General features: G+C 65.7%; 18 protein-coding genes. 13 read left to right on the top strand and 5 right to left on the bottom strand.

Features of this window, described 5'->3' with window-relative positions; translation table 11 throughout:
* Positions 1 to 26 precede the first annotated feature (26 nt).
* A complete protein-coding gene (locus OGL93_RS21340) occupies positions 27 to 3,980 on the bottom strand; it encodes a DUF6543 domain-containing protein (protein WP_263264989.1) in 3,954 nt (1,317 codons plus the stop codon).
* A 172-nt stretch (positions 3,981 to 4,152) separates the two neighbouring features.
* Here OGL93_RS21340 and prmA point away from each other — a divergent pair, with 172 nt between their 5' ends.
* From prmA to OGL93_RS21300, 8 genes are all read left to right on the top strand, one after another.
* Positions 4,153 to 5,034, top strand: a complete 882-nt coding sequence (gene prmA, locus OGL93_RS21335) for a 50S ribosomal protein L11 methyltransferase (RefSeq protein WP_263264988.1) — start codon at positions 4,153 to 4,155, stop codon at positions 5,032 to 5,034.
* A gap of 57 nt (positions 5,035 to 5,091) precedes the next feature.
* Positions 5,092 to 6,309 (top strand): DUF3426 domain-containing protein, encoded by a 1,218-nt coding sequence (locus tag OGL93_RS21330; protein WP_263264986.1) that lies wholly within the window; start codon positions 5,092 to 5,094, stop codon positions 6,307 to 6,309.
* Between the two features lie 153 nt (positions 6,310 to 6,462).
* The gene (dusB, locus tag OGL93_RS21325; protein ID WP_263264985.1) at positions 6,463 to 7,476 is read left to right on the top strand and encodes a tRNA dihydrouridine synthase DusB; all 1,014 of its coding nucleotides are present in this window, start codon (positions 6,463 to 6,465) and stop codon (positions 7,474 to 7,476) included.
* Positions 7,473 to 7,793 (top strand): DNA-binding transcriptional regulator Fis, encoded by a 321-nt coding sequence (gene fis, locus OGL93_RS21320; protein WP_181118032.1) that lies wholly within the window; start codon positions 7,473 to 7,475, stop codon positions 7,791 to 7,793. Before dusB ends, fis begins: the two co-directional genes overlap by 4 nt.
* Before the next feature lie 72 nt (positions 7,794 to 7,865).
* Entirely contained in the window at positions 7,866 to 9,473 is a 1,608-nt protein-coding gene (gene purH, locus OGL93_RS21315) for a bifunctional phosphoribosylaminoimidazolecarboxamide formyltransferase/IMP cyclohydrolase (RefSeq protein WP_263264984.1), read from the top strand.
* A gap of 185 nt (positions 9,474 to 9,658) precedes the next feature.
* Positions 9,659 to 10,948: a phosphoribosylamine--glycine ligase gene (purD, locus tag OGL93_RS21310; protein ID WP_263264982.1), complete on the top strand. Its 1,290-nt coding sequence runs from the start codon at positions 9,659 to 9,661 to the stop codon at positions 10,946 to 10,948.
* Positions 10,949 to 11,083: 135 nt separating this feature from the next.
* Positions 11,084 to 13,861 carry a hybrid sensor histidine kinase/response regulator gene (locus tag OGL93_RS21305; protein WP_263265044.1) on the top strand — a complete coding sequence of 926 codons (2,778 nt, stop codon included), beginning with the start codon at positions 11,084 to 11,086 and terminating at the stop codon, positions 13,859 to 13,861.
* A 70-nt stretch (positions 13,862 to 13,931) separates the two neighbouring features.
* Positions 13,932 to 14,528 (top strand): MarC family protein, encoded by a 597-nt coding sequence (locus OGL93_RS21300; protein ID WP_263265042.1) that lies wholly within the window; start codon positions 13,932 to 13,934, stop codon positions 14,526 to 14,528.
* 36 nt (positions 14,529 to 14,564) lie between these two features.
* On the opposite strand, the gene cobJ is transcribed toward OGL93_RS21300, so the two are convergent.
* From cobJ to cobG, 4 genes are read right to left on the bottom strand one after another with little or no spacing between them, the layout of a single operon-like run.
* Complete coding sequence (cobJ, locus tag OGL93_RS21295; RefSeq protein ID WP_263264981.1) at positions 14,565 to 16,256, bottom strand: precorrin-3B C(17)-methyltransferase; 1,692 nt, start codon at positions 16,254 to 16,256, stop codon at positions 14,565 to 14,567.
* The gene (locus tag OGL93_RS21290; RefSeq protein ID WP_263264980.1) at positions 16,253 to 16,984 is read right to left on the bottom strand and encodes a precorrin-2 C(20)-methyltransferase; all 732 of its coding nucleotides are present in this window, start codon (positions 16,982 to 16,984) and stop codon (positions 16,253 to 16,255) included. The genes cobJ and OGL93_RS21290 overlap by 4 nt, the downstream gene beginning before the upstream one ends.
* Positions 16,981 to 17,607 (bottom strand): precorrin-8X methylmutase, encoded by a 627-nt coding sequence (locus OGL93_RS21285; protein ID WP_263264979.1) that lies wholly within the window; start codon positions 17,605 to 17,607, stop codon positions 16,981 to 16,983. The genes OGL93_RS21290 and OGL93_RS21285 overlap by 4 nt, the downstream gene beginning before the upstream one ends.
* Positions 17,600 to 18,937, bottom strand: coding sequence for a precorrin-3B synthase (gene cobG, locus OGL93_RS21280; protein WP_263264978.1), 1,338 nt, complete (start codon positions 18,935 to 18,937; stop codon positions 17,600 to 17,602). Before cobG ends, OGL93_RS21285 begins: the two co-directional genes overlap by 8 nt.
* Positions 18,938 to 19,053: 116 nt before the next feature.
* Between cobG and cbiE the strand changes: the two genes are divergently transcribed.
* The 5 genes from cbiE to OGL93_RS21255 all read left to right on the top strand — a co-directional run.
* Positions 19,054 to 20,265, top strand: coding sequence for a precorrin-6y C5,15-methyltransferase (decarboxylating) subunit CbiE (cbiE, locus tag OGL93_RS21275; RefSeq protein WP_263264977.1), 1,212 nt, complete (start codon positions 19,054 to 19,056; stop codon positions 20,263 to 20,265).
* Positions 20,258 to 21,358, top strand: a complete 1,101-nt coding sequence (locus tag OGL93_RS21270) for a cobalt-precorrin-5B (C(1))-methyltransferase (protein ID WP_263264976.1) — start codon at positions 20,258 to 20,260, stop codon at positions 21,356 to 21,358. The genes cbiE and OGL93_RS21270 overlap by 8 nt, the downstream gene beginning before the upstream one ends.
* Positions 21,355 to 22,080, top strand: a complete 726-nt coding sequence (locus OGL93_RS21265) for a cobalt-precorrin-6A reductase (protein ID WP_263264975.1) — start codon at positions 21,355 to 21,357, stop codon at positions 22,078 to 22,080. Before OGL93_RS21270 ends, OGL93_RS21265 begins: the two co-directional genes overlap by 4 nt.
* Before the next feature lie 96 nt (positions 22,081 to 22,176).
* Positions 22,177 to 22,671 (top strand): copper chaperone PCu(A)C, encoded by a 495-nt coding sequence (locus OGL93_RS21260; RefSeq protein ID WP_263264974.1) that lies wholly within the window; start codon positions 22,177 to 22,179, stop codon positions 22,669 to 22,671.
* The coding region (locus tag OGL93_RS21255) for a DUF2946 domain-containing protein (protein ID WP_263264973.1) at positions 22,671 to 22,964 on the top strand (294 nt) is incomplete at its 3' end. The genes OGL93_RS21260 and OGL93_RS21255, both read left to right, overlap by 1 nt.

Raw genomic sequence — 22,964 nt, 5'->3', positions numbered from 1 at the left:
CTTGGGCACGCGGCACTGCGCTGTCATCAGCTGTCGAGAATGTGCAAAGGAAGGGCCAGCGCTTCGTGGCTGGCCTGCGCCTCTATCTGGCGCAGGTTATTGGCGTAGCGCCCCTTTCCTGTGTTCCGCCAGCGCCCCTCCTTTATTCGCTGCCAGAAGCGCTGCGCGCGCGAGCGCAGGTTAGCGTCGCCAAATGCTGGGTACTCCCGCAGTGGATCATAAAATGCCTGCAGCCCCTGGCTGGTGAACCGCCAAACCAGCGTGCCGCCGGTCTTCAGGTCGAGCAATACCCCCATAACGCCACCCAAGCCACCGCCTACAAGCCAATGGGCCGGCCTGGTCAGCACCCCTTCTATGCCGAGGGCATGGTTCACCTTGGTAAGAATGTCGCCCGGCACTTGCAGCCAGTCGCCGCCGATGAGGCCGCCTTGTACAGGCAGTGCTGAATCGACCGGCCCCAGTGATCTGACGGCCTCGGCCACGCTGCGCTGGATGGGCGTCGAGATGTCGTGATCCACATTGATGACGGCGCCCCGCCGGGTAGACGGGTTGTACAGCGTGGCGACAACGGAGCCTTGCGTCTCCACGCCTATCAAGTAGTTGCCCGCCTGGGCAGGGTTGTAGCCTGCGCTGAGCGCCTCTCCCGCCAGCGCAATGCGTTCCGCCTTGGGTGCCAGCTCCGCTGGAAACACTTCGGCGATGTCGGCAACCGCACCTACATAGATTGGCGCCTCGCCACCGCGCAAACCGACCTCGCGGTTGAAGCTCCAGCCTCCCTCAGACGTTCGACGCACGGGCATCTTGTACTGTGCCTGTGGATGGCGCGGGTCGATCAACCGCACCGTGCCTGCATCCCGATCTACCGCCACTTCGAAGTACCGCTTTCCCTGTTTGATGAAATATCGGGCCTGCGGCTGGGTTGCGCTGGCCTGCTGGCGATAGAGCCCCTGCGTCAAGCCTTCTTCGAAGACCTCCTGTAGCTCGGATGGCTGATAGGTCAGCGCTTGCCGCACGTCCAGCGAGTCGGCGCCGCCACGTAAGGCGCGGCCTCGCCCGATCGGCTGCCGCGCCCCGGCGCTACGGTAAATCCCGGCATAACGCGTAATCATCTCTCGCGATGCGTTCAGAGTCCGTGCGTGGTGAATACCGACTGGCACAAGCAGGAACAGCCCGGCGACATAGGCATTGACGAAGAACCCCACCGCGGCGGACACGTCCCCATCCCGATAGGCCTGTACGCCTCGCACAGCCTCGACGCCAATGAACACGGCATCCAGCACAAAGCCTATGGGCGGAAACAGTACCCCTAGAGGAATAGACGCGAACCCTACTCCCTTGAGCACTTGCTCGGTGATGACTTCGCGGCGGCTTTTGGTGATCCGGTCCACATCCGCCAGCACGTTCGCCACCATCACCGAGAATTCACCATACAGGCTGCCCACCGCTGCCCCGGCACCAGCGGAGTCTGCCGACGCCTCACCGAAGCCAATCGCGGCGAGGCGCTCACGAACGCCGTCCTGGGCGGCAAGACGCGCGCGCTTGAGGTAGTAGAGCTGCATCGCCACCGGCAGCCCCCTGGCGAATGCGCTCCGGTATGGCCTGAAAACCACGCCATCGGGGGCCTGGGGCGTATAAAGCAGTGCGTCCTGAGGAGCCACGCCGGGCAAGCGCACCACATATACCTGGGCTATAGGTTGGCCGCGCACCACCGCCCGGAACAGTACAACGGGGCCTGCTTCATCGCGTTGCTTCAGGCGCTCGATGGCGTAGTCGAGTTGGCTATGCGCCCGCTCATCGAGCTGGCCCTTGAGCCTGGCGGCGAGGGCATCGCGCTGTATCGTGAGCGCGGTGAGCTGAGCGAACAGTTTGCCGCGCCAGCCGGCCCCCCCAGCAGCGGCATTGAGATAGTCATCGTTGATGTAGGCCGCATACTTGTCGCCCAGGTAAGCGCTGCGAATATACCTGGCCAGATCGGCCGCCCTCACCTGGCCCAGGTCTTGGCCTATGGATGAACGCACCCGCATATCAGGATGGTCCAACCCGGCGTTGTCGTTATACCCCGTGACAGCCAGGTCCATCAGCGTTGCCGTCTGCTTTGCAGCCGGCCCCGAGAAAGGGAGGTTCAAGAAAATGCTGGGCCGAAACTCGAACACGATGGTGTCTGGGTCGACCGGCTCGGTGACCCCGCGGCTTGCCAGGTAGGGGGCGATCGCCGCGCTCACGGTGCGCTTGGCAAACTCGGCGAAAGGTTCTGGGTTCATTCCCACCCGCCGCAGGTAGCATTGAAGCGCATTGAGCCGAGCGTTGCGGCTGTTGAGCTGTTGCCGTATTGCCAGCGGCTGCCTGACATACCACCCAGGCGCAGCAGTGCGCGCGGCGGCTTCGAGCTGGTTAGCCGTATGGTGCTCGGCCAAGCCATACAACGCGTGTGGATAACCGGCCGGGCCGCTGCGGTAGTCCACGTTGGCCATCCACTGCACGGGCTTGAGGAACACGGCTTCCAGATAACGCTCGGCACGCTCCCGCATGGCCAGCGGCAATTGCTCGAGCAGATAGAGGCGCCCTTGCGGGTCCTTTACCCAGCCACCGATTTCCTGGGCCAGGGCGCGCAGGCTAGGCAATTCGATCCACTCTTGGCCGTCATACTTACCCGGCGCATACAGCACGAACGGCCTCACCGCACTTGGCTCCCGATCTTCAAACAGCAACAAAGCCAGTGCACCGATGCCAGGCAGCCCCAGCCCCACTGCCGATGGAGCCTGCGCGGCATTGTCGGTGCTGGTTCGCGCGCGCATCACCACCTCGTAACCCGCCACGCTGAGGTGCCCCTGCAAACGGGCAGCGAAAACGCTGTGCATCAGCGCCGCATCCAGGCGGTCGAAGAGCAGTGCACGGATGTCCTCACGCTGATAGAACTCCCTCAAGGCCCGAGCATAACCGGCACGCGCATCGAAACTTTCAAGCAGGCCGGGCCAATCGACCGCTTGCGCCTCTAAGTTCTCGGGCACCTGCACCAGGCTACGGCGCACGCCGGGGTCCGAGGCGTAAGGGCCCGCGACCAGCAGCTCTGCCAGGGTCGACACCTCCACCTCCTCGGTGCCTTCGATCTGGTGAGCGGTCTCGATCCGAACCTGACTAGGGTCCACGAATAGCCCATAGCGGTGCTCCACATGGTCAGCCACGCGCCCTTCCACGTAGCGCAGCAGGCTCTCTAGGCCCTCGCCTGCCTGGGCGAACACCCGTTCAAGCTCCAGCAGCCGATCCGCCAACCGTTCCAGCTGTTCCTTGTCCTGCTCTGAGGCCAGCCGGAGCCAGTAAGGCAGGTTATTGCAGAGCACTTTCCCCAGCCTCGAGCCTTCCTCTGGGTGTAACAACGCACTCAGCGTGAGCGAGCCCTGCAGCGCCAGCCGTGCCTGGTCGATCTGATCCAGCGCTTCATGGGCAGGCGTGGTGGCCTGCGGAGACAGCAGCGCATGCAAGGTTGGCTCCCAGGCTTCAAGGGCCTCGGTCATGTATGCCAATAACGCTTCGCCCTGAGTTACGTCGGCCAAAGGGGCCAGCAAGTGACGACGCACTGCGGCCAGGTAAAGGGCGACCATGCGTGGGGCGACCGCCTCGGTAACCTCCAGCAGCACCTCTGCCCGCTCATCCATCACCTGCCGGCCTGGGCTTTCTCTCAGCCCGGAAGGTCCTTCTCTCAGAAGCGTGGCGTCCAGTGGCGTGGCATTGAGCACGCGCCGCACCTGCAGCAGCAGTAATTCCTCCAGGAAGCTGTCGCGTAGGCTGCCCTGTGGATAGTGCGCACGCAGGGCTTGCACCAACGTGGCGCGGATAACCTCCTCGAAAGTCGGCAGCCCGCTCCCGCGCTCGTGCAACACGCGGGCCCACTGGTAATAACGGCCCACCGCATCGGCCGTGCCTTCCAGAAGGCCCAGGGTGGCGGTTTCGGCTTTTTGTATCGCGGCTTTTAAAGGTTGCATCCATGCACCCTCCTCGGTTGAAAGGTCGCGATAGTGGCGCCGGCAATGGGTAGCCAGGTCATAGATAGCTAAACCACACGCCCACCGGCGATACCCCAATGCCGGCCGGGTGCAGTACACTGGCGCGCTTTATCGGCCGCGCCTTCGCGCGGCAAGCGCAAAGGAACAGAACATGCCCTGGCTTCAAGTCCGCCTGGCCATTGGCCCAGAACAAGCCGAAACCTATGAAGACGCGCTGCTGGAAATCGGCGCGGTTTCGGTGACCTTCATGGATGCCGAGGACCAGCCGATCTTTGAGCCGGACCTCAACACCACCCCGCTGTGGAGCCACACCCATCTGCTGGCCCTGTTCGAAGCCGACACGGCAGCTGACGCGGTGTTCGCGCACCTGCGCCTGCTAACCGGCAGCGAACTGCCCGAGCATCACGCCGAGGTGATCGAGGACCAAGACTGGGAACGCAGCTGGATGGACAATTTCCAGCCGATGCGCTTCGGCCGGCGGCTGTGGATCGTTCCTAGCTGGCATGAAGCGCCGGAGCCAGGCGCAGTGAACCTGCTGCTCGACCCAGGCCTTGCCTTCGGCACGGGCACGCATCCCACCACCGCGCTGTGCCTGGAATGGCTTGACGGCCAAGCCTTGGCTGGTACACGCGTGCTGGACTTCGGCTGCGGCTCGGGCATCCTGGCGATCGCCGCGCTTTTGCTGGGCGCGGATGAGGCCGTCGGCACCGATATCGACGTACAGGCACTGGAGGCTTCGCGCGACAACGCCGGGCGCAATGGCATTGCCGAGCAACGCCTGGCGCTGTACCTGCCCCAAGACCTGCCACCGATGCAAGCCGACGTGCTGGTGGCAAATATTCTGGCGGGCCCGTTGGTCAGCCTCGCCCCAGAGCTGGCTTCGAATGTGCGCCCCGGCGGGTTGCTGGCGCTGTCCGGCATCCTCGCCGAACAGGGTGAAGAAGTCGCGGCAGCCTATGCCGACGCGTTCGAGCTGGACCCCATCGCCGAGCGCGATGGCTGGGTGCGGATCAGCGGCCGCCGCCGCGCATAACCCGCCCTACTCCCGAACGTGGCAACCTTTTAGGTACGAAATACACCGGACCCCCGCATGACCGAAAGCTTCGTTACCCAGTGCCCCCACTGTCGCACCAGCTTCAAGGTGAGCCACAACCAACTGAGCGTGGCCCGGGGCGCGGTGCGCTGCGGCGCCTGTAAGCAGGTATTCAATGCCGCCCGCCAGTTGCTCGAACAAAGCGCCGGCCGAAGCACTGCGGTGAGTGCTCAGCCTGGTGATGAAGCACCCGTCGCCCCGACGGCTGTCGCTGTGCAACCGCCGAGCACGCCCGAATGGCCTGCCCATGGCGAGCATCTGGAGCATCTGGACCTCGATCAGGAACTGGCCCGCCTCGAGCGCCGGCCAGGGGGGGCGCGTACCAGTGGCGAGCCACCCTCGATCTTGAGCGCCCAGCGCGACCAAGCCGAAGACTGGCTCGACGAATTGTTCGGCAATCACCAACATGCAGAGGATGCGGCAGCCCCCGAGGCGCCTGCGGATGCACGCCAGGAGCCGCGTTTGGGCGCGGCCGAAGGCGAAGCGTTGGCCGAGGAAGACCCCTTGGCAGATCTGCACCAGCCGCTGAAGGTTCAGCGCGCGCCTGCCGCGCCGCCGGAACTGCTCAGCGCCGAGCGCGAAGATGACGCTTCGCTCGAGCATGCTGAAGACGATGACGAGCCCGACCCGGCGCCGGCCCGCACTCGCCGCAGCGAACCCGAGCTGCGCGAAGATCACTTGCTGGACCTGCAGGACGATCCTCTCCAGCTGCAATGGCAAAAGCCGCAAGCCTCGTCGGGCAAGCGCCTACTATGGGCTGGGCTCACCTTGCTCGCCGCATTGGCGTTGCTGGCGCAGTACGTGGTGTTCCACTTCGATGAACTGGCACGCCAGGACAGCTACCGGCCATGGTTTGTCAGCCTATGCCCCAGCCTGGGGTGCAGCGTGCCCTCGCGAGTGGATATCCAGCTCATTCGCAGCAGCAACCTGGTGGTGCGCAGCCACCCGACATTCGCTGGCGCCCTGGTGGTGGACGCGATCATCTATAACCGCGCCTCGTTCAGCCAGCCCTTCCCCTTGCTCGAGCTGCGCTTCGCCGACCTCAACAATAAACTGATCGCCAGCCGTCGCTTCAAGCCGTCGGAGTACCTGAGCGGGGATCTCGCCGGGCAAAGCGAAATGCCACCGCAGGTCCCTATCCACATCGCGCTGGATATTCTCGACCCCGGCAAGCGCGCGGTGAACTACAGTTTGTCCTTCCATTCGCCGGAGTGAAGCCGGTTATCCGATCGCTTCGGTACAAGCCTGTCACTGTTCAGATTTTATCCAGTTTGACCTTTATCCGGTCATCGAGAGCGGGTATCATGCGATCCCTTTTTCGAACTCCAGGCTTCGTACGAATCCGGCCTCACCACGGGTAGCACACCTATGTCGGCGGTACGCATCGGCCCCTACACACTCAGCAATGGCCTGATCCTCGCCCCAATGGCGGGTGTCACCGACCAGCCATTTCGCCAGCTTTGCCGGCGCCTGGGTGCCGGGCTCGTGGTATCCGAGATGGTCACCGCGGACATGTCCTTGTGGAACAGCCGCAAGTCGCGCTTGCGGATGGTCCATGCCGGTGATCCGGAGCCGCGTTCCGTGCAGATCGCCGGTGGCGATGCGCAGATGCTAGCGGCGGCGGCCCGGGCCAACGTCGAGGCGGGCGCGCAGATCATCGACATCAACATGGGCTGCCCGGCGAAAAAGGTGTGCAACAAAGCGGCCGGGTCCGCCCTGCTGCGCGACGAAGCCCTGGTGGCGGAGATTCTCGAGGCCGTGGTCGCGGCAGTCGAGGTGCCGGTTACCCTGAAGATTCGAACAGGCTGGGACCGCGACAACCGCAATGGCCTTACAGTGGCAAGGATTGCCGAGCAGTCGGGCATCAGCGCCCTGGCGGTGCATGGGCGCACCCGCGCCGACCTGTACAAGGGCGACGCCGAGTACGACACCATCGCTGCTATCAAGCAGGCGGTGTCCATTCCGGTGTTCGCCAACGGCGATATCACCTCGCCAACCAAGGCGGCCGAGGTGCTGCGCCATACCGGCGCCGACGGCCTGCTGATTGGCCGGGCCGCTCAAGGGCGGCCTTGGATTTTCCGCGAGGTCGAGCATTACCTGCGCACCGGCGAGCACTTGCCGGCACCGCAGTTGGAAGAAGTGGAACGAATTCTGCTGGACCACCTGGCCGCGCTGCACGCGTTCTACGGCGATGTGATGGGTGTTCGCATCGCCCGCAAGCATGTTGGCTGGTATCTGGCGACGCTGCCCGGCGCCAGGGAATTCCGCGCCAGCTTCAATTGTTTGGACGAGACGGCAGCGCAGTGCGCCAACGTTCGCGAATTCTTCCGCGAACGCTACGAGAGCCTTGTTGCAGAGGACGGAGAAGGGGTGGCCGCATGACGATGATGACCGAGACTTTAGTGAGTGGAACAACGCCCGTGAGCGACAACGTCAACCTCAAGCAGCACCTCAATACGCCCTCCGAAGAAGGGCAGACGCTACGCGGGAGCGTCGAAAAGGCGCTGCACAATTATTTCGCTCACCTTGAAGGCGCCTCGGTCACCGACGTCTACAACCTGGTGTTGTCCGAAGTGGAAGCCCCCCTGCTGGAAACCGTCATGAATTACGTCAAGGGCAACCAGACCAAGGCCAGCGAGATGCTTGGCCTGAACCGGGGAACCCTGCGCAAGAAGCTCAAGCAGTACGACCTGCTCTGAGCCCACGACATTCCGAAAAGGCGACTGCATGCAGCTCGCCTTTTTTGCTAACCGCTCTGAATGGAACCTGAAATGACCGACCAGACCACCCGCCTGCCGATCCGCCGCGCCCTGATCAGCGTGTCCGACAAGACCGGCATCCTGGAGTTCGCCCGTGAGCTGGAGGCCCTCGGGGTGGAGATCCTCTCCACCGGCGGCACCTTCAAGCTGCTGCGCGACAACGGCGTGGCCGCTATCGAGGTAGCGGACTACACCGGCTTCCCGGAAATGATGGACGGCCGGGTGAAAACCCTGCACCCGAAGATCCACGGCGGGATCCTGGGACGGCGCGGCATGGACGACGCTGTGATGGCTGAACACGCCATCCGCCCGATCGACCTGGTGGCGGTCAACCTCTACCCCTTCGAAGCGACCGTGGCCAAGCCTGGTTGCGACCTGCCCACGGCGATCGAGAACATCGACATCGGCGGGCCGACCATGGTCCGTTCCGCTGCCAAGAACCACAAGGACGTCGCCATCGTGGTCAATGCCAGCGACTATGCGGCGGTGATCGAGGGCCTGAAAGCCGGTGGCCTGACCTACGCCCAGCGCTTCGACCTGATGCTCAAGGCCTTCGAGCATACCGCAGCCTATGACGGCATGATCGCCAACTACCTGGGCAGCATCGACCAGCAGGCCGAAACGCTTTCCACTGAAGGCCGCGACCCTTTCCCGCGGACCTTCAACAGTCAGTTCATCAAGGCGCAGGGCATGCGCTATGGCGAAAACCCGCACCAGAGCGCGGCCTTCTACGTCGAGGCGAAGCCCGCCGAGGCTGGCATCGCCACCGCCGTTCAGTTGCAGGGCAAGGAGCTGTCGTATAACAACGTGGCCGACACCGACGCCGCGCTTGAATGCGTGAAGAGCTTCGTCAAGCCGGCCTGCGTCATCGTCAAGCACGCCAACCCCTGCGGTGTGGCGGTGTGCCCTGACGCCGAGGGCGGCATTCGCCAGGCCTACGAACTGGCCTACGCTACCGACAGCGAATCCGCCTTTGGCGGCATCATCGCCTTCAACCGCGAGTTGGACGCCGCTACTGCCCAGGCCATCGTCGAGCGCCAGTTCGTTGAAGTCATCATCGCCCCTAGCGTGAGCCAGGAGGCCCGCGCTGTCGTGGCGGCCAAGGCCAATGTGCGCCTGCTGGCCTGCGGCGAATGGCCGACCGAGCGCGCCGCTGCCTGGGACTTCAAGCGGGTGAACGGTGGCTTGCTGGTACAAAGCCGCGACATCGGCATGATCGGCGCCGACGACCTGAAGATCGTCACCCGCCGCGCCCCAACCGAACAGGAAGTGCACGACCTGATCTTCGCCTGGAAGGTCGCCAAGTTCGTCAAGTCCAACGCCATCGTCTACGCCCGCAACCGCCAGACCATTGGCGTAGGCGCCGGCCAGATGAGCCGGGTCAACTCCGCGCGAATTGCCGCGATCAAGGCTGAACATGCAGGGTTGCCGGTAGCCGGCGCCGTGATGGCTTCCGATGCGTTCTTCCCCTTCCGCGACGGCATCGACAACGCCGCCAAGGTCGGCATCCGCGCGGTGATCCAGCCGGGCGGCTCGATGCGCGATGCCGAAGTGATCGCTGCGGCCGACGAAGCGGACATTGCGATGGTGTTCACCGGTATGCGTCATTTCCGGCACTGATTGACTGGGGAGCGGCGCAGCCTGTGAACGGGCCAGCCTGATTCGCGAGCTGACGCTCGCTCCTACAGGGTATTTGCATAGCTTTGCATCGATCCACGGCATCGCCCCCTCCACAGGGTCGCCTGTAGGAGCGAGCAAAGCCCGCGAACCGTACTAGCATCGGCTTTCGAATTCGAGGTTCTGACATGAAGGTTTTGATTATCGGCAGCGGCGGGCGTGAGCATGCCCTGGCCTGGAAAGTGGCGCAGGATCCGCGTGTCGAGAAGGTATTCGTCGCACCGGGGAATGCCGGGACTGCCACTGAAGCAAAGTGCGAAAACGTTGAGATCGATGTGCTGGCGCTTGAACAATTGGCAGATTTTGCCGAGCAAAACGTACAGCTGACCATCGTGGGCCCTGAAGCGCCGCTCGTCGCGGGTGTGGTCAACCTGTTCCGTGAGCGCGGCCTGGACTGCTTCGGTCCCACCGCCGGCGCCGCTCAGCTGGAGGGTTCCAAGGCTTTCACCAAGGACTTCCTCGCCCGCCACAACATCCCCACCGCCGCCTACCAGAACTTCACCGAGATCGAACCCGCCCTGGCGTATCTGCGCCAGCAGGGCGCGCCTATCGTGATCAAGGCCGATGGCCTGGCAGCGGGCAAGGGCGTGATCGTGGCGATGACGCTCGAGGAAGCAGAAGCCGCGGTGCGCGACATGCTCGCCGGCAATGCGTTTGGCGATGCCGGTTCGCGGGTGGTGATCGAAGAGTTTCTCGACGGCGAGGAAGCCAGCTTTATCGTAATGGTGGACGGCCACAACGTGCTGCCGATGGCTACCAGCCAGGACCATAAGCGCGTGGGTGACGCCGACACCGGCCCCAACACCGGCGGCATGGGCGCTTACTCGCCAGCCCCCGTGGTGACCGATGAGGTGCACCAGCGGGTCATGGACCAGGTGATCTGGCCCACCGTGCGCGGCATGGCCGAAGAAGGCAACACGTACACGGGCTTCTTGTACGCCGGTTTGATGATCGACGCCGCGGGCAACCCCAAGGTGATCGAGTTCAATTGCCGCTTTGGTGACCCAGAAACCCAACCGGTGATGCTGCGCCTGCAGTCGAGTCTGGTGCTGCTGGTGGAAGCCGCGCTGGCCAAGGCGCTGAACAAGATCGAAGCACAGTGGGACCCACGCCCGAGCCTGGGCGTGGTGTTGGCTGCCGGGGGTTATCCGGACGCTTACGCCAAGGGCGATCTGATCAGTGGCCTGGACGCTGCAGCCGCCTTGCCTGGCAAAGTTTTCCACGCCGGCACATCACTGGTGAACGGCCAAGTGGCCACCGCCGGTGGCCGCGTGCTGTGTGCAACGGCCTTGGGCGATACCGTGGGCGCCGCGCAGAAACAGGCTTATGAGCTGGCCGCGCGTATCGACTGGAAAGGTTGCTTCTACCGCAAGGACATCGGCTACCGCGCCATCGCGCGTGAGCGCGGTGAGGGCTGATCGCCCAATAGCCCCTTAAACCACCCCGGCGCGAAAGCCCCGGGGTGTTTTTTCGGCATTCGGGCGGGCCGTCAACCTGTCTGGCTCAGGCACGGTTATACTCAACGCATGCTTATCCAGGACAGGGACTTCCCAGTGCACCGGCTCAGGACTGCCTTGCTTCTCATCGTTTGGCTGTTACTGGCCTGCCTGACCCCGGCATACGCCGAACCAGGCAGCGGCTGGTCCGTGCTGGTCGACGACCAAGCGGGGTTACAGCTTAGCGACGTCCGCTCCGAGCGTTATCAGAGCCAGTTCGCCCCGGTCGACCTGCGGCAGCTCGATGCTGCCCCTCCACAGAGCGCTCTCTGGTTGCACTATCGGCTCATGCCCTCGGCGCACGAGCAGGTCATCCGCCTGTTCGCCCCAGACCTGTCCCGCTTCGACCTCTACGCCTTCGCCGACGACCAACAGCTCCAGCACCTCCGCAGCGGCTACGACAGCGCCGCCGACTCGCCCCTGCCGCGCAGCGGTGACCTGCTGTTGCCGGTTCCGATCAGCCAGGCACCGGTAGACGTTTACCTTCGGTTGGTCAGCGAGCATCAGATTCGCCCGGGCATCAGCCTGGAGCCGGCGATCCAGGTCGCGGCGAACCAAAGCCAAACGCTGTTGTTCGGCCTGCTGCTGGGCTGCATGGTGATGCTGATCCTGCACAACCTGGCCCGCTACGCCCTCAACCGCTCCGCCAGCAGCCTCTGGCTCGCCGGTTGCCAGGCCATGGTGCTGGCCAGCGCGATGATCCTGGTGAACCTGGGCAACCCCTGGATGAACCCCTGGAGCCCCGCTCGCACTCCGGCTGCCTACTTCACCATGCTGGTCGGCGCGGTATGCGCGCTGATGTATACCCTGCGTTTCTTCGCTGCTCGCCCGGCGCCCCGGCTACAGCGGATGATCGTCGCGCTCATCGCGTTGATCGCCCTGTGCAGCGTGTTGTTGCTGCTGCTCGATACCCTCCCGCTCAACTTCACCACCTACGCAGCGGTCGCGCTGACCTGCCTGTGCATGCTGGTGGTCTCGGCGCGCCACTGGTACACAGGCTATGCGCCGGCGCGGCTATTCACCATCGCCATGGCGCTGTGCAGCCTGGGCTTTCTGGTGGTGCTGCCGGCGCTGCTGGGGCTGACCCGGACGCCGGTGCAATGGCTGATCTTCGGCATGCTCGCCTGCGCGGTGGGCGGCGGCGCCCTGCTCAACCTGGCCCTGACCACCCGGCTGCGGCGCATGAGTGAGGATCGCTACAGCGCCAGCCGAGAGCTGGCGGCCACCACCGCTGAAACTAACGCCAAGGCCGAGTTCCTGGCCAAGCTCAGTCATGAAATCCGCACGCCCATGAACGGGGTGCTAGGCATGACCGAGTTGTTGCTCGGCACCCCGCTGTCGGTCAAACAGCGTGACTACGTGCAGACCATCCATAGCGCAGGCAACGAGTTGCTTACCTTGATCAACGAGATTCTCGATATCTCCAAGATCGAATCCGGGCAGATCGAGCTCGACGACGTGCAGTTCGACCTCAACGCGCTGATGGAAGAATGCCTGAGCATCTACCGCGCCCGCGCAGAACAGCAGAACGTCGAACTGATCAGCTTTACCCAGCCCCAAGTGCCACGAGTGATCAGCGGAGACCCAATGCGCTTGCGCCAGGCCCTGCTGGCGATGCTGGACAACGCCTTGAAGAAAACCAACGGCGGCGAGGTACTGGTGGCCGCCGCACTGGACCAACGCAGCGGGCCGCCGCGCCTGCGTATTGCCGTCCAGGACAGCGGCGAAGCGTTGCCGGCCGAAGAACGAGAGGCCCTGCTACGTACCGAGCTGCGCAGCCAGGACCTGCTCACCACCAACAAGCCGGGCAGCAGCCACCTCGGCCTGCTCATCGCGCGGCAACTGATCGGCCTGATGAACGGCGAGTTCGGCATCAAGAGCGGCGCGCACGAAGGCAGCACCTTCTGGCTTACCCTGCCGCTCGATCCCCAGCGCATCGAACAAACGCTTCCAGACCTGGACGGCAGCCTTAAGGATGCGCGGGTGCTGGTGGTGGATGACAACGACACCTGCCGCAAGGTGCTGGTGCAGCAATGCAGCGCCTGGGGCCTGAATGTGAGCGCGGCATCCTCGGGCAAGGAAGCACTTGCCTTGCTGCGCACCAAGGCGCACTTGCGTGATTACTTCGACGTGGTGCTGCTGGACCAGAACATGCCAGGCATGACCGGCATGCAGCTTGCGGCCAAGATCAAGGAAGATCCCAGCCTGAACCACGATATTCTGCTCATCATGCTTACTGGCATCAGCAACGCGCCGAGCAAGGTGATCGCGCGCAATGCCGGCGTCAAACGCATTCTCGCCAAACCCGTGGCCGGCTATACCCTGCGCACTACACTGGCCGACGAATTGGCGCACCGGGCCCAGGCCGAAGCCAGCTCGCCACTGCGCCCTGGCGCCGCGCCGGGCGATGGGCCGAGCGTACCCGCCGACTTCAAGATCCTCGTGGCTGAAGACAACAGCATTTCCACCAAGGTGATCCGCGGCATGTTGGGCAAGCTCAACCTCCAGCCAGACACCGCCAGCAATGGCCAGGAGGCCCTGCAAGCGATGAAGGCGCGCCGCTACGACCTGGTGCTGATGGACTGCGAAATGCCCATACTCGACGGCTTCAGCGCCACCCAGCAGTTGCGCGCGTGGGAGCTCGGCGCCCGCCGCGACCGCACGCCAGTGGTGGCGCTGACCGCGCACATCTTGAGTGAGCACAAGGAGCGCGCGCGGCTGGCCGGCATGGACGGCCACATGGCCAAACCCGTGGAGATGTCCCAGCTCCGCGAGCTGATCGAGCATTGGGTAGCCCGCCGTGACAGCAGCCGCAATGAAGTGGAGCCAAGTTGAACCCCGCGCACCCCTATAGTCTTTCCGGCGTCGCCGCACTCACAGGTGTCTCTTCCGAGGTCTTTTCATGCTGCATCAGTTGTTCAGCGTCTACCTGAAGATGCTCGTGCTTTATAGCCCCTTCTTCGTGCTGTCCTGCTTTATCGGCCTGTCGCGCGGCTACTCGCGCAAGGAGCGCAAACGTCTGGCCTGGCGTGTGGCGCTGGGGGTGTTGGTGGCCAGCGTGCTGCTCTACCTGTTCGGCCGGGTGATTTTTTCGGTCTTCGGCATCACCGCCGATGCCTTCCGCATCGGCGCCGGCAGCGTGCTGTTTATCTCGGCGCTGGGCATGGCCCAGGGCAAATCCGCGGTACAGACCGACAACGTGCAGCAGGACGTGACCATCGTTCCGCTGACCATTCCGCTCACGGTCGGCCCCGGCACCATCGGCGCCCTGCTGGTGATGGGGGTGAGCCAGCCGCATTGGGATGACAAGCTGCTCGCCATCGCAGGCATTGCCCTGGCGGCTTTCACCGTGGGCGCGGTGTTGTACATGTCTAACCGAATCGAAGCGTTGCTGGGCGACCAGGGCTTGCAAATCGTCAGCCGGTTGATGGGACTGTTCGTTTGCGCCCTGGCGGCGCAGATCATCTTTACCGGGGTGCGCGGTTATTTGCTGCCGGCGTGACCTGAACACCTGGGCGCAACGCCCAACGCCAACGCGTCAGGGCGCCATGGGATACCAGCGCGGGGTATAGACCCAGGGCGTGCCATCGCCGCGGGGGATGACCCGGGTAGTGGACGAGCCCACCAGCACCATCGTGCGCATGTCGACCATGTCCGGCGTCAGCGCCCCCAGGTTCACCACCGTCAACCGTTGCCCCGGCCGGGCCACGTCTCGCCCCAGCACCACGGGCGTTTCTGGCCCACGATGCCGGCGCACTACGTCCAGCGCCTGCCCCAGCTGCCACGGCCGTGACTTGGAGATCGGGTTATAGAAGGCCATGGCCAGGTCCGCCTTGCCGGCGAGATCCAGCCGGTGCTCGATCACCGACCAAGGCTTGAGGTTGTCCGACAGCGAAATCACACAGAAATCGTGCCCCAATGGCGCCCCCGCCAAAGCGGCGGTGGCCAGCGAGGCGGAAACGCCCGGCAGCATGACCAGCTCAAGCGCATGCCACGCCAAGTCGCTGGCCCCGTCAAGGGCTTCGAGCACCGCCGAAGCCATGGCGAACACGCCGGGGTCGCCCGAGGACACTACTACGACGCGGCGGCCACTGGCGGCGAGCGCCAGAGCATGCCGCGCCCGCTGGAGCTCTTCGCGGTTGTCGGTGCAGTGCAGCACCTGCTCGGGGAGGAAGGGGCCGGCCATGTTGACGTAGGTTTCGTAGCCGAGGATGTCTTCGGCGCGAGCCAACTCCGCCTGTACCGCCGGGACCATGAATGCCCGGTCCCCCGGCCCCAGGCCAACCACGGCCAGCCGGCCGCGGCGCTGGCCAAGTTCGCAGGCCTCAATGGGCGATGCGTTTACCGCTATCGTCAAGCCCGCCTCCTGGAGCGGCTTCGCGTGCGGGAGTTGCGCGAGCATTGCCTCGCTGGCGGTAGCGGCCTTGGTGAAGCGAAGGTCTGCGCCCAAGGCCTGGGCTGCCTCGGCCAAGGCCAGGGAGCCCATCAATTCCATCGGCGCCAGCAAGCACGCCAAGGCGCCCCGCGCCAAGCCCGCTTGCGCCAACGCGCCCGCCACCTGGCTGGCCACATCGCCGTCGTCGGCCTCTACCGCTACTGCCACGCTACGCGGATGGATCAGCAGTTCATGTGGCGCGTCGGCCAGCCATGGGCTGACGCGTATCGCCAAGGCAGCGTCCACGGCCTGCGGCAAGCCCGCCGACGCCAGCCAGGGCGCATCACCCTCAATGCGCACGCTGCCCCCTGCCAGCACATCGGACACGAAATGCTTGCCCCGCTCCAGGTCGGCCAGCACATAGCCCTCGGGCGGATCGAGCAGGCACGTGCCGAAGCGCAACTCGCCGCTGGTGGTGATCGCCGCAGCGACCTCCAGCGCCGCGGCGATGCGCCGGGCCAGGCGATTGACCCCGCCCAGGCCGCCCAACAGCGGCACCACCGCGCTGCCATCTTCCGCCACGGCGAGCACGGGAGGCTCGCTGCCTTTTTCATCCAGCACGCTGGCCAAGGCGCGAATGACGATCCCTGCCGCGCAAAGCGCAATGATGCCCGTGCCGGCACGGTACAAGCCGCGCAAGGTCTCACCGAAGGCGCGGTAGGTTGCATCCGCGGCATCGGCACGGCCTTCCAGCCCTAGCACTTGGGCTTGCGGCAGCGCCTGCTGGATGCGCCGGGCCACCGGCAGTGCAGAAGCGCCCAGCACCACGATCACCGTGGCATGCGCGCCGCTCACCCTTGCCACCGCTCGCCGGGCACGATCACCAGCGAAAAGTAGGGGGAAGACATCGGGTCCACCTCGGCGAGCGGGACGATCTTCTGGTTGGCCATGGTCGCTCGCTCCACGTACAGCGCCCGCCCGCTCAGGCCGAGCTCGGTCAGCACCTGGCGGACCTTGGGCAGGTTGCGTCCCAGCTTCATGATCACCGCGGCCTCGGCATCGGCCAGGCGCCGCTTGAGCTCTTCGGCCGGCAAGACGCCAGAGAGCACGGACAGGCTCTGATTGCGGTACACCAGCGGCGCGCCAAGCACCGCCGCACCGCCAAGCATTGAGCACACGCCTGGGATCACCTCGGCCTGATAGCGCTCGGCGAGGCGGTCGTGCAAGTACATATAGGAACCGTAGAACATCGGGTCGCCTTCACAGATCACCGCTACATCGCGGCCGGCGCCCAGATGCGCGGCAACGTCCAGGCTGGCCTGGTCGTAAAAGTCGGCGATCACTTGCTCGTAAGAAAGCGGCGCCGGCAACACCTCGGTGGTCACCGGATACACCAACGGCAGCAATACCTGGGCGGGTTGCAAGTGCCCCTCGATGATGCCGAACGCGTTGCCCTTTTTACCCTTGGCCACGAAATAGGCCACCACCGGCGCCTCGCGCAGCAGGCGCAGCGCTTTCACGGTGATCAGTTCCGGGTCTCCAGGCCCCACGCCGAGGCCGAACAGGCGCCCTGCCGCCATCATTCCACCTCCGTGGCGAGCGCGTTCACTGCGGCGGCGGCCATGGCGCTGCCGCCGCGGCGGCCGTTGACTACCACGAAGGGCACGCCACGGCTGTCCGCCGCCAGCATGGCCTTGGACTCGGCCGCTCCCACGAAGCCAACCGGGAAACCAAGGATCAGCGCTGGCCGAGGGGCGCCGGCGTCGAGCATTTCCAGCAGGTAGAACAGCGCGGTGGGAGCATTACCGATCACCACCACGCTGCCTTCGAGCCAAGGCCGCCACAGCTCCAGGGCAACCGCCGAGCGGGTGTTGCCTTGGGCCTGGGCGAGCGCTGGCACCTGCGCGTCCTTGAGGGTGCAGATCACCGGGTTGTTCGCGGGCAGGCGAGCCCGGGTCACCCCTTCGGCGACCATGTGCGCGTCACACAGGATCGGCGCGCCAGCGGCCAGGGCACGGCGCCCGGCGAAGCCCGCGCCGGCGGAAAATTGCAGGTCCTGGACCACGTCCACCATGCCGCAGGCGTGAATCACCCGCACCGCAAGCTTTTCCAGGTCCGCGGGGATCTGGCTCAAGTCCGCTTCCGCGCGAATGGTGGCGAAGGAGTTGCGATAAATCGCCTGGCCATCGCGGATGTAATCAATCATTCAATGTGCTCCATGAGCAGGCGGCGAGCTGTGCCGCCGCTTCTTGCAAAGTGAGGGCGCGCCCCAGCGGCCGGCCGAAGCCCGGCGCTGAAGCGTCGCGGAGAAACAGGTCATAGCGGCCCGGGGAGACGGCCAGCAAGGTGGCCGGGGCGACCCTGGGCTGGGCGCAGGCGCGCGGGCAGCCGCTGAGGTGCACCGGTATGGCCTGGCCAAGCAGGCCCGCCAGGTGCAGGGCGTCTGCCTTGGTGTCGGCCAGGGCGCGGCCGCAGCCGGCCGAGCCTGTGCAAGCCACCAATGCCGCCAGCGGTTCGTGGCTGCCCAGCAGCAGGCCCAGCGCCTGTGCCTCAGCCTGCAACAGGCCGGCGTTGCCCCGCGCCACATGGGGAATCAACACCCCCTGCCAAGGGGTGAGCCGAAGCTGCCCGTCGCCCAGGTCCAGGGCTAACCGTGCCAGTGCGCTCAGGCTATCGGCAGGCATTCGCCCCAGCGCTGGAGCGACGCCCACGGCGACCTCCCCGGCCTGGCGTTGAGGGTGCAACCCCAGCGCGGGCGGGCTCATGCGCGCAGGTACCGCAGTGAAGGGCCCTCGTTGCGAGGCAACTGGCAGACCGTCAAGCAACGCCGCCGCGGGCAGGCTCGCCAGCAGCTCGCGCATGCGCCCCGGGGCTGGGCCGGCCAGCGCCAGGAAGCGATCCAGCACCGCCAACAGCAGCGCCATGCCTTCGCTGGCCGGAACCGCCGCCACGGGTGGCGCCTCGGCGATCGCGCTGGCGCAACCCAGCGCCACATGCAGTTCGCCCGCGAGCCACAGCGGCGACAACCACAGGTCATGGTGGTGATGCAGCTCGGCCAGGGCTTCGCCGCCGTCCAGCTGGATAGCGAACTTGGGCGACAGCGCGTGGAACCGTGGCTGCTGCTCCAACGTTTGCAGCAAGCTGGCGGCCAGCGGTCGGGTGTCCAGCGCGGCGGTGGGGTCCAACCCGGCCATCGGGCTGAGCATCAGGTTGCGAACATCGTCGGCGGCTGCCGAGGGAGGCCCTAACCCGGCCGCCAGCAGATGGTCGATCAGCGAGGCCTGCTGCGCCTTGGCGATGCCACGTAGTTGAAGGTTGGCTCGGTTGGTGATTTCCACCGCGCCATTGCCGAAGCGCCGCGCGGCCTCCGCCACGGCTTGGGCCCCGGCCGCGGTGAGCGCGCCGCCGGGCAGCTTGAGCCGGCACAACCCGCCATCGCGCGCCTCCACGATGCGCATCAAGCCCGGGCAAGCCGAGGCTCTGGCCGGCAAGGCAAGCGGTGTGGCAGGCAGTTGCGCCGGCAATGGCTCGTTCAAAAGATCACCCGGCGATCGTCATAAAGGCACTTCTAGGGAAGAAGTGCGCGGTATTATGCCTGCTTTGACCGAAGGCATGAAAATCCTGCCCGTCGGATTACCCCTGAGGATGCTTGATGTTGCCCTGGCTGACCATTATCGGGATCGGCGAAGACGGCTACCCGGGCCTCGGCAAGCAGGCCCGCCATGCGCTGCTGCAGGCCAACCTGATCATGGGCGCGCCGCGCCAGCTCGCCCTGCTGCCTGCCTGCCTGAGCGCCGAACGGCTGCCTTGGCCGAAGCCCTTTTCCCTGGAGCCGGTGCTGCAACGCCGCGGCACACCGGTGTGCGTACTCGCCAGCGGCGATCCGATGTTCCACGGCGTAGGTGCCAGCCTGGCGCGGCAGTTGCCCCCTTCGGAGCTGCGGGTGTTTTCGGCGCCGTCTTCACCATCGCTGGCCGCCGCGCGGCTGGGCTGGGCCTTGGCCGATACCCCGGTGCTGTCGCTGGTAGGCCGTTCACCGGCGCTGCTCAACCGCTACCTGCACGACGGCACCCGCCTGCTGGTGCTCGCCAGTGACGGCCATACCCCAGCGGAGGTAGCGCAGCGGCTATGCGCCACCGGTTTCGACGCCAGCACCCTGCATGTATTCGAGCACCTTGGTGGGCCGCAGGAACGCTGCCTGCGGGCAACCGCCGGGCAGTGGCAGCACCACACCACCGCTGACCTCAACCTGATCGCCCTGGAGCTGGTCGCCGGGCCCGATGCCCGGCCACTGGCCTGCGTACCCGGGCTGCCAGACGCCGCCTTCAGCCACGACGGCCAGTTGACCAAGCGAGACGTGCGCGCCCTCACCCTGGGCCGCCTGGCGCCGCGCCCAGGGCAGCTGTTGTGGGATGTGGGCGCCGGCTGCGGTTCGATCGGCATCGAGTGGATGCGCGCCCATCCCAGTTGCCAGGCCATCGCCATCGAGGCCAACGACGGCCGCCAAGGGCTGATCGAGCGCAACCGCGATGCTTTGGGCGTGCCGGGCCTGCAACTGATACCAGGGCGTGCCCCGGCGGCACTGGAAGGTTTACCCCGGCCAGATGCGATCTTCATTGGCGGCGGCGTGACCGCCGAAGGCGTGCTCGCCGGTTGCTGGAAGGCCCTCAAGCCCGGCGGCAGGTTGGTGGCCAATGCGGTGACGCTTGAAAGCGAAATGGCGCTGTTCAACTGGCAAGCGCTGCATGGCGGCGAGTTGGTCCGCATTCAGGTGGCTCAGGCCCGCCCGCTGGGCAACTTCCACACCTGGGGCCAGGCCCTGCCCATCACTCTGCTCGATTTGCCCAAGCCCGCCGATGCGTGAAGAAACCGCCGAACAGCCGGCGCCACTGCGCAGCGGCTTGACCACCGGCACCTGCGCCACGGCCACCAGCCTGGCCGCCGCGACCCTGCTGCTCGGCGGCAGCGCCAGCGACGCGGTGGCGGTTACGCTGCCCAAGGGCCGCGAGGTCACCCTGCGGCTGGAGTATTGCCATGCGTTGATAACCGGCGGCGCCGGGGCCGGGACCCTCAAGGACGCCGGCGACGACCCGGACGTGACCCATGGCGCGCTGGTGCATGCCCAGGTACGCCTCACCGCAGGGCCCGGCGTGGTTTTCGTGGCCGGCGAAGGGGTGGGCACGGTTACCCGGCCGGGGCTGGTGCTGGGCGTGGGCGAACCTGCGATCAACCCAGTGCCCCGGCGCATGATGAGCGAGCATCTGGCGCGGCTGGCCGCTGCCCACGGCTATGGCGGCGGCTTCGAAGTGACGGTGGGCGTGCGCGATGGCGCCGAGCTGGCGCTCAAGACCATGAACCCACGCCTGGGCATTCTTGGCGGGCTGTCCATACTCGGCACCAGCGGCATCGTCCGGCCCTTTTCCTGCGCGGCCTATATCGCTTCCATCCAGCAAGGCATCGACGTTGCCCATACCAACGGCTACCAGCACATCGCCGCCTGTACTGGCAACGCGAGCGAAGACACCATCCGCCGCCTGTACGGCCTGCCGGACATCGCCCTGATCGAAATGGGCGACTTCGTCGGCGCCGTGCTCAAGCATCTGCGCAAGGTGCCCGTGGCCCGCCTGAGCCTGTGCGGAGGCTTTGGCAAGATCAGCAAGCTAGCCGCCGGGCACATGGACCTGCACAGCCGGCACTCGGCCATCGACCTGCCGCAACTGGCGCGCTGGGCGGCAGCCATAGGCGCCGACGACAGCCTGCAGGCGGCGATCCATGGCGCCAACACTAGCCAGCAGGCGGTCGCGTTGGCACACGCCCGCCAAGTATCCCTGGGGAGCGAAGTCTGTCGCCACGCCCTGGCGTTCGCGCGGCAGATCGTGCCCACCCAGGTTCAAGTGGAAGTGATCGCCATCGACCGCCAGGGCGATGTGATAGGCCGCGCCGGAGGTGATACATGAGGCGCATCCTGCTGCTCGGCGGCGTGACCGAAAGCCTGCGCCTGGCTCGCCAGCTCGGGCCGGCGGACGTCTATAGCCTTGCCGGTATCGGCCGGGTGCCCACGGACCTGCACTGCGCCGTGAAGGTCGGCGGCTATGGTGGCCCGGAGGGGCTCGCGGCTTACCTTCAAGCCGAGAGCATCAGCTTGCTGGTAGATGCCACTCACCCCTATGCGGCGCGCATGAGCCATAACGCGGCTGCCGCTGCGCGCCGGGCCGGCGTTCCCTGCTGGGCACTGCGCCGCCCCGGCTGGCAACCCCAGGCGGGCGATGACTGGCACGAGGTGGCGGGCTGGGACGCCTTGAGCCTTGCCCTGCAGCCCTTCCGGCGGCCCTTCTTCACCTTGGGCCGCGAGCCACTGGCGCACCTGGATAACATTCCCGCCTACCAGCACTGGACCCTGCGCTGCCTGGACCCCTACCCCGGCAACGCCCGCTGCGAAGTCATCGGCGCCCGCGGCCCGTTCCAGCTCGAACAAGAGCGGGCACTGTTCGCCCAAGGCAACTTCGATGTGCTGGTGAGCAAAAACAGCGGCAGCGACGCCACCGAGCCCAAGCTACAAGTGGCCCGCGAGCGCCGGCTGCCGGTGCTGATGCTGGCCCGGCCACAACTGCCGCCGGTGGACCGGGAGTTCCACCGCCTGGAGGCATTGGCCTGCGCGCTGGCGGCGTTCGAAAACTGAACCATGGGCCGGCCCCTGTGACATTTGGACTTTTTACTTCCGCCGTGGGTTCTGGCTAAATACCGCGCACTTCTGTTCTGCCCTGGAACCCGTACCATGATCCGCTTCAGGCGTTCGTTGCCTCGGTTGTGCGGCTTTGCCCTAGCGCTGCTGGCCGGCTTGGCCGGTGCCCAGGACTACCGCATCGGCGACCTCGAAGTGCTCGCGCCCTGGTCTCAGGAGCTTCCACCCAGTGCGCCGACGGCCGCGGCCTATTTCACCGTGCGCAACACCGGCATGGCCGATGACTACCTGCTGGGTGTCGACAGCCCGGTGGCCAGCGAGGCGCAGCTGCACGAGCACATTGGCGCCGACGGCATGATGAAAATGCAACAGGTCGAAGGCGTGATCATCCCCGCTGCCGGCCAGGTGCGCTTCGCCCCCATGGGCAGCCACGTGATGCTCTTGGGCCTGGGCGATCGCAGCCAGTTGGTGGACGGCGCCAGCTTCCCGCTGACCCTGCACTTCCAGAACGCCGGAGACCTGCAAGTACAGGTGCAGGTGTTCGCCCAGCCACCCGAGGGCGCGGGCATGCACGAGCACGGTGGCTGATGCGCATCCGCCCTGGTAGCCCCGCCGGTGCCTGGATCAGCCTCTTCGCGATGCTGATGATGTTCATCGGCCCGTTGGTGTCCCAGGCCATGCCGATGGATCACGGCCGCATGGCTTCGCCTCACTCCATGAACATGACCATGGATACACCCGGCGCTCACTGCCAGCCTCAAGCGCAATCCAGCCACGACAAGCAACTGCACCCAATGTGGGAGCGCTGCGGTTATTGCAGCCTGTTCTTCCACTGCCCCGCGCTGCCACAAAGCCTGCAATGGCGCGCCGATACCGCGCCG

Source organism: Pseudomonas sp. RIT-PI-S, from assembly GCF_025642975.1.
In the GTDB taxonomy this organism is placed as follows: Bacteria; Pseudomonadota; Gammaproteobacteria; order Pseudomonadales; family Pseudomonadaceae; genus Aquipseudomonas.
This window is presented reverse-complemented; position numbering and strand designations above follow the sequence as displayed.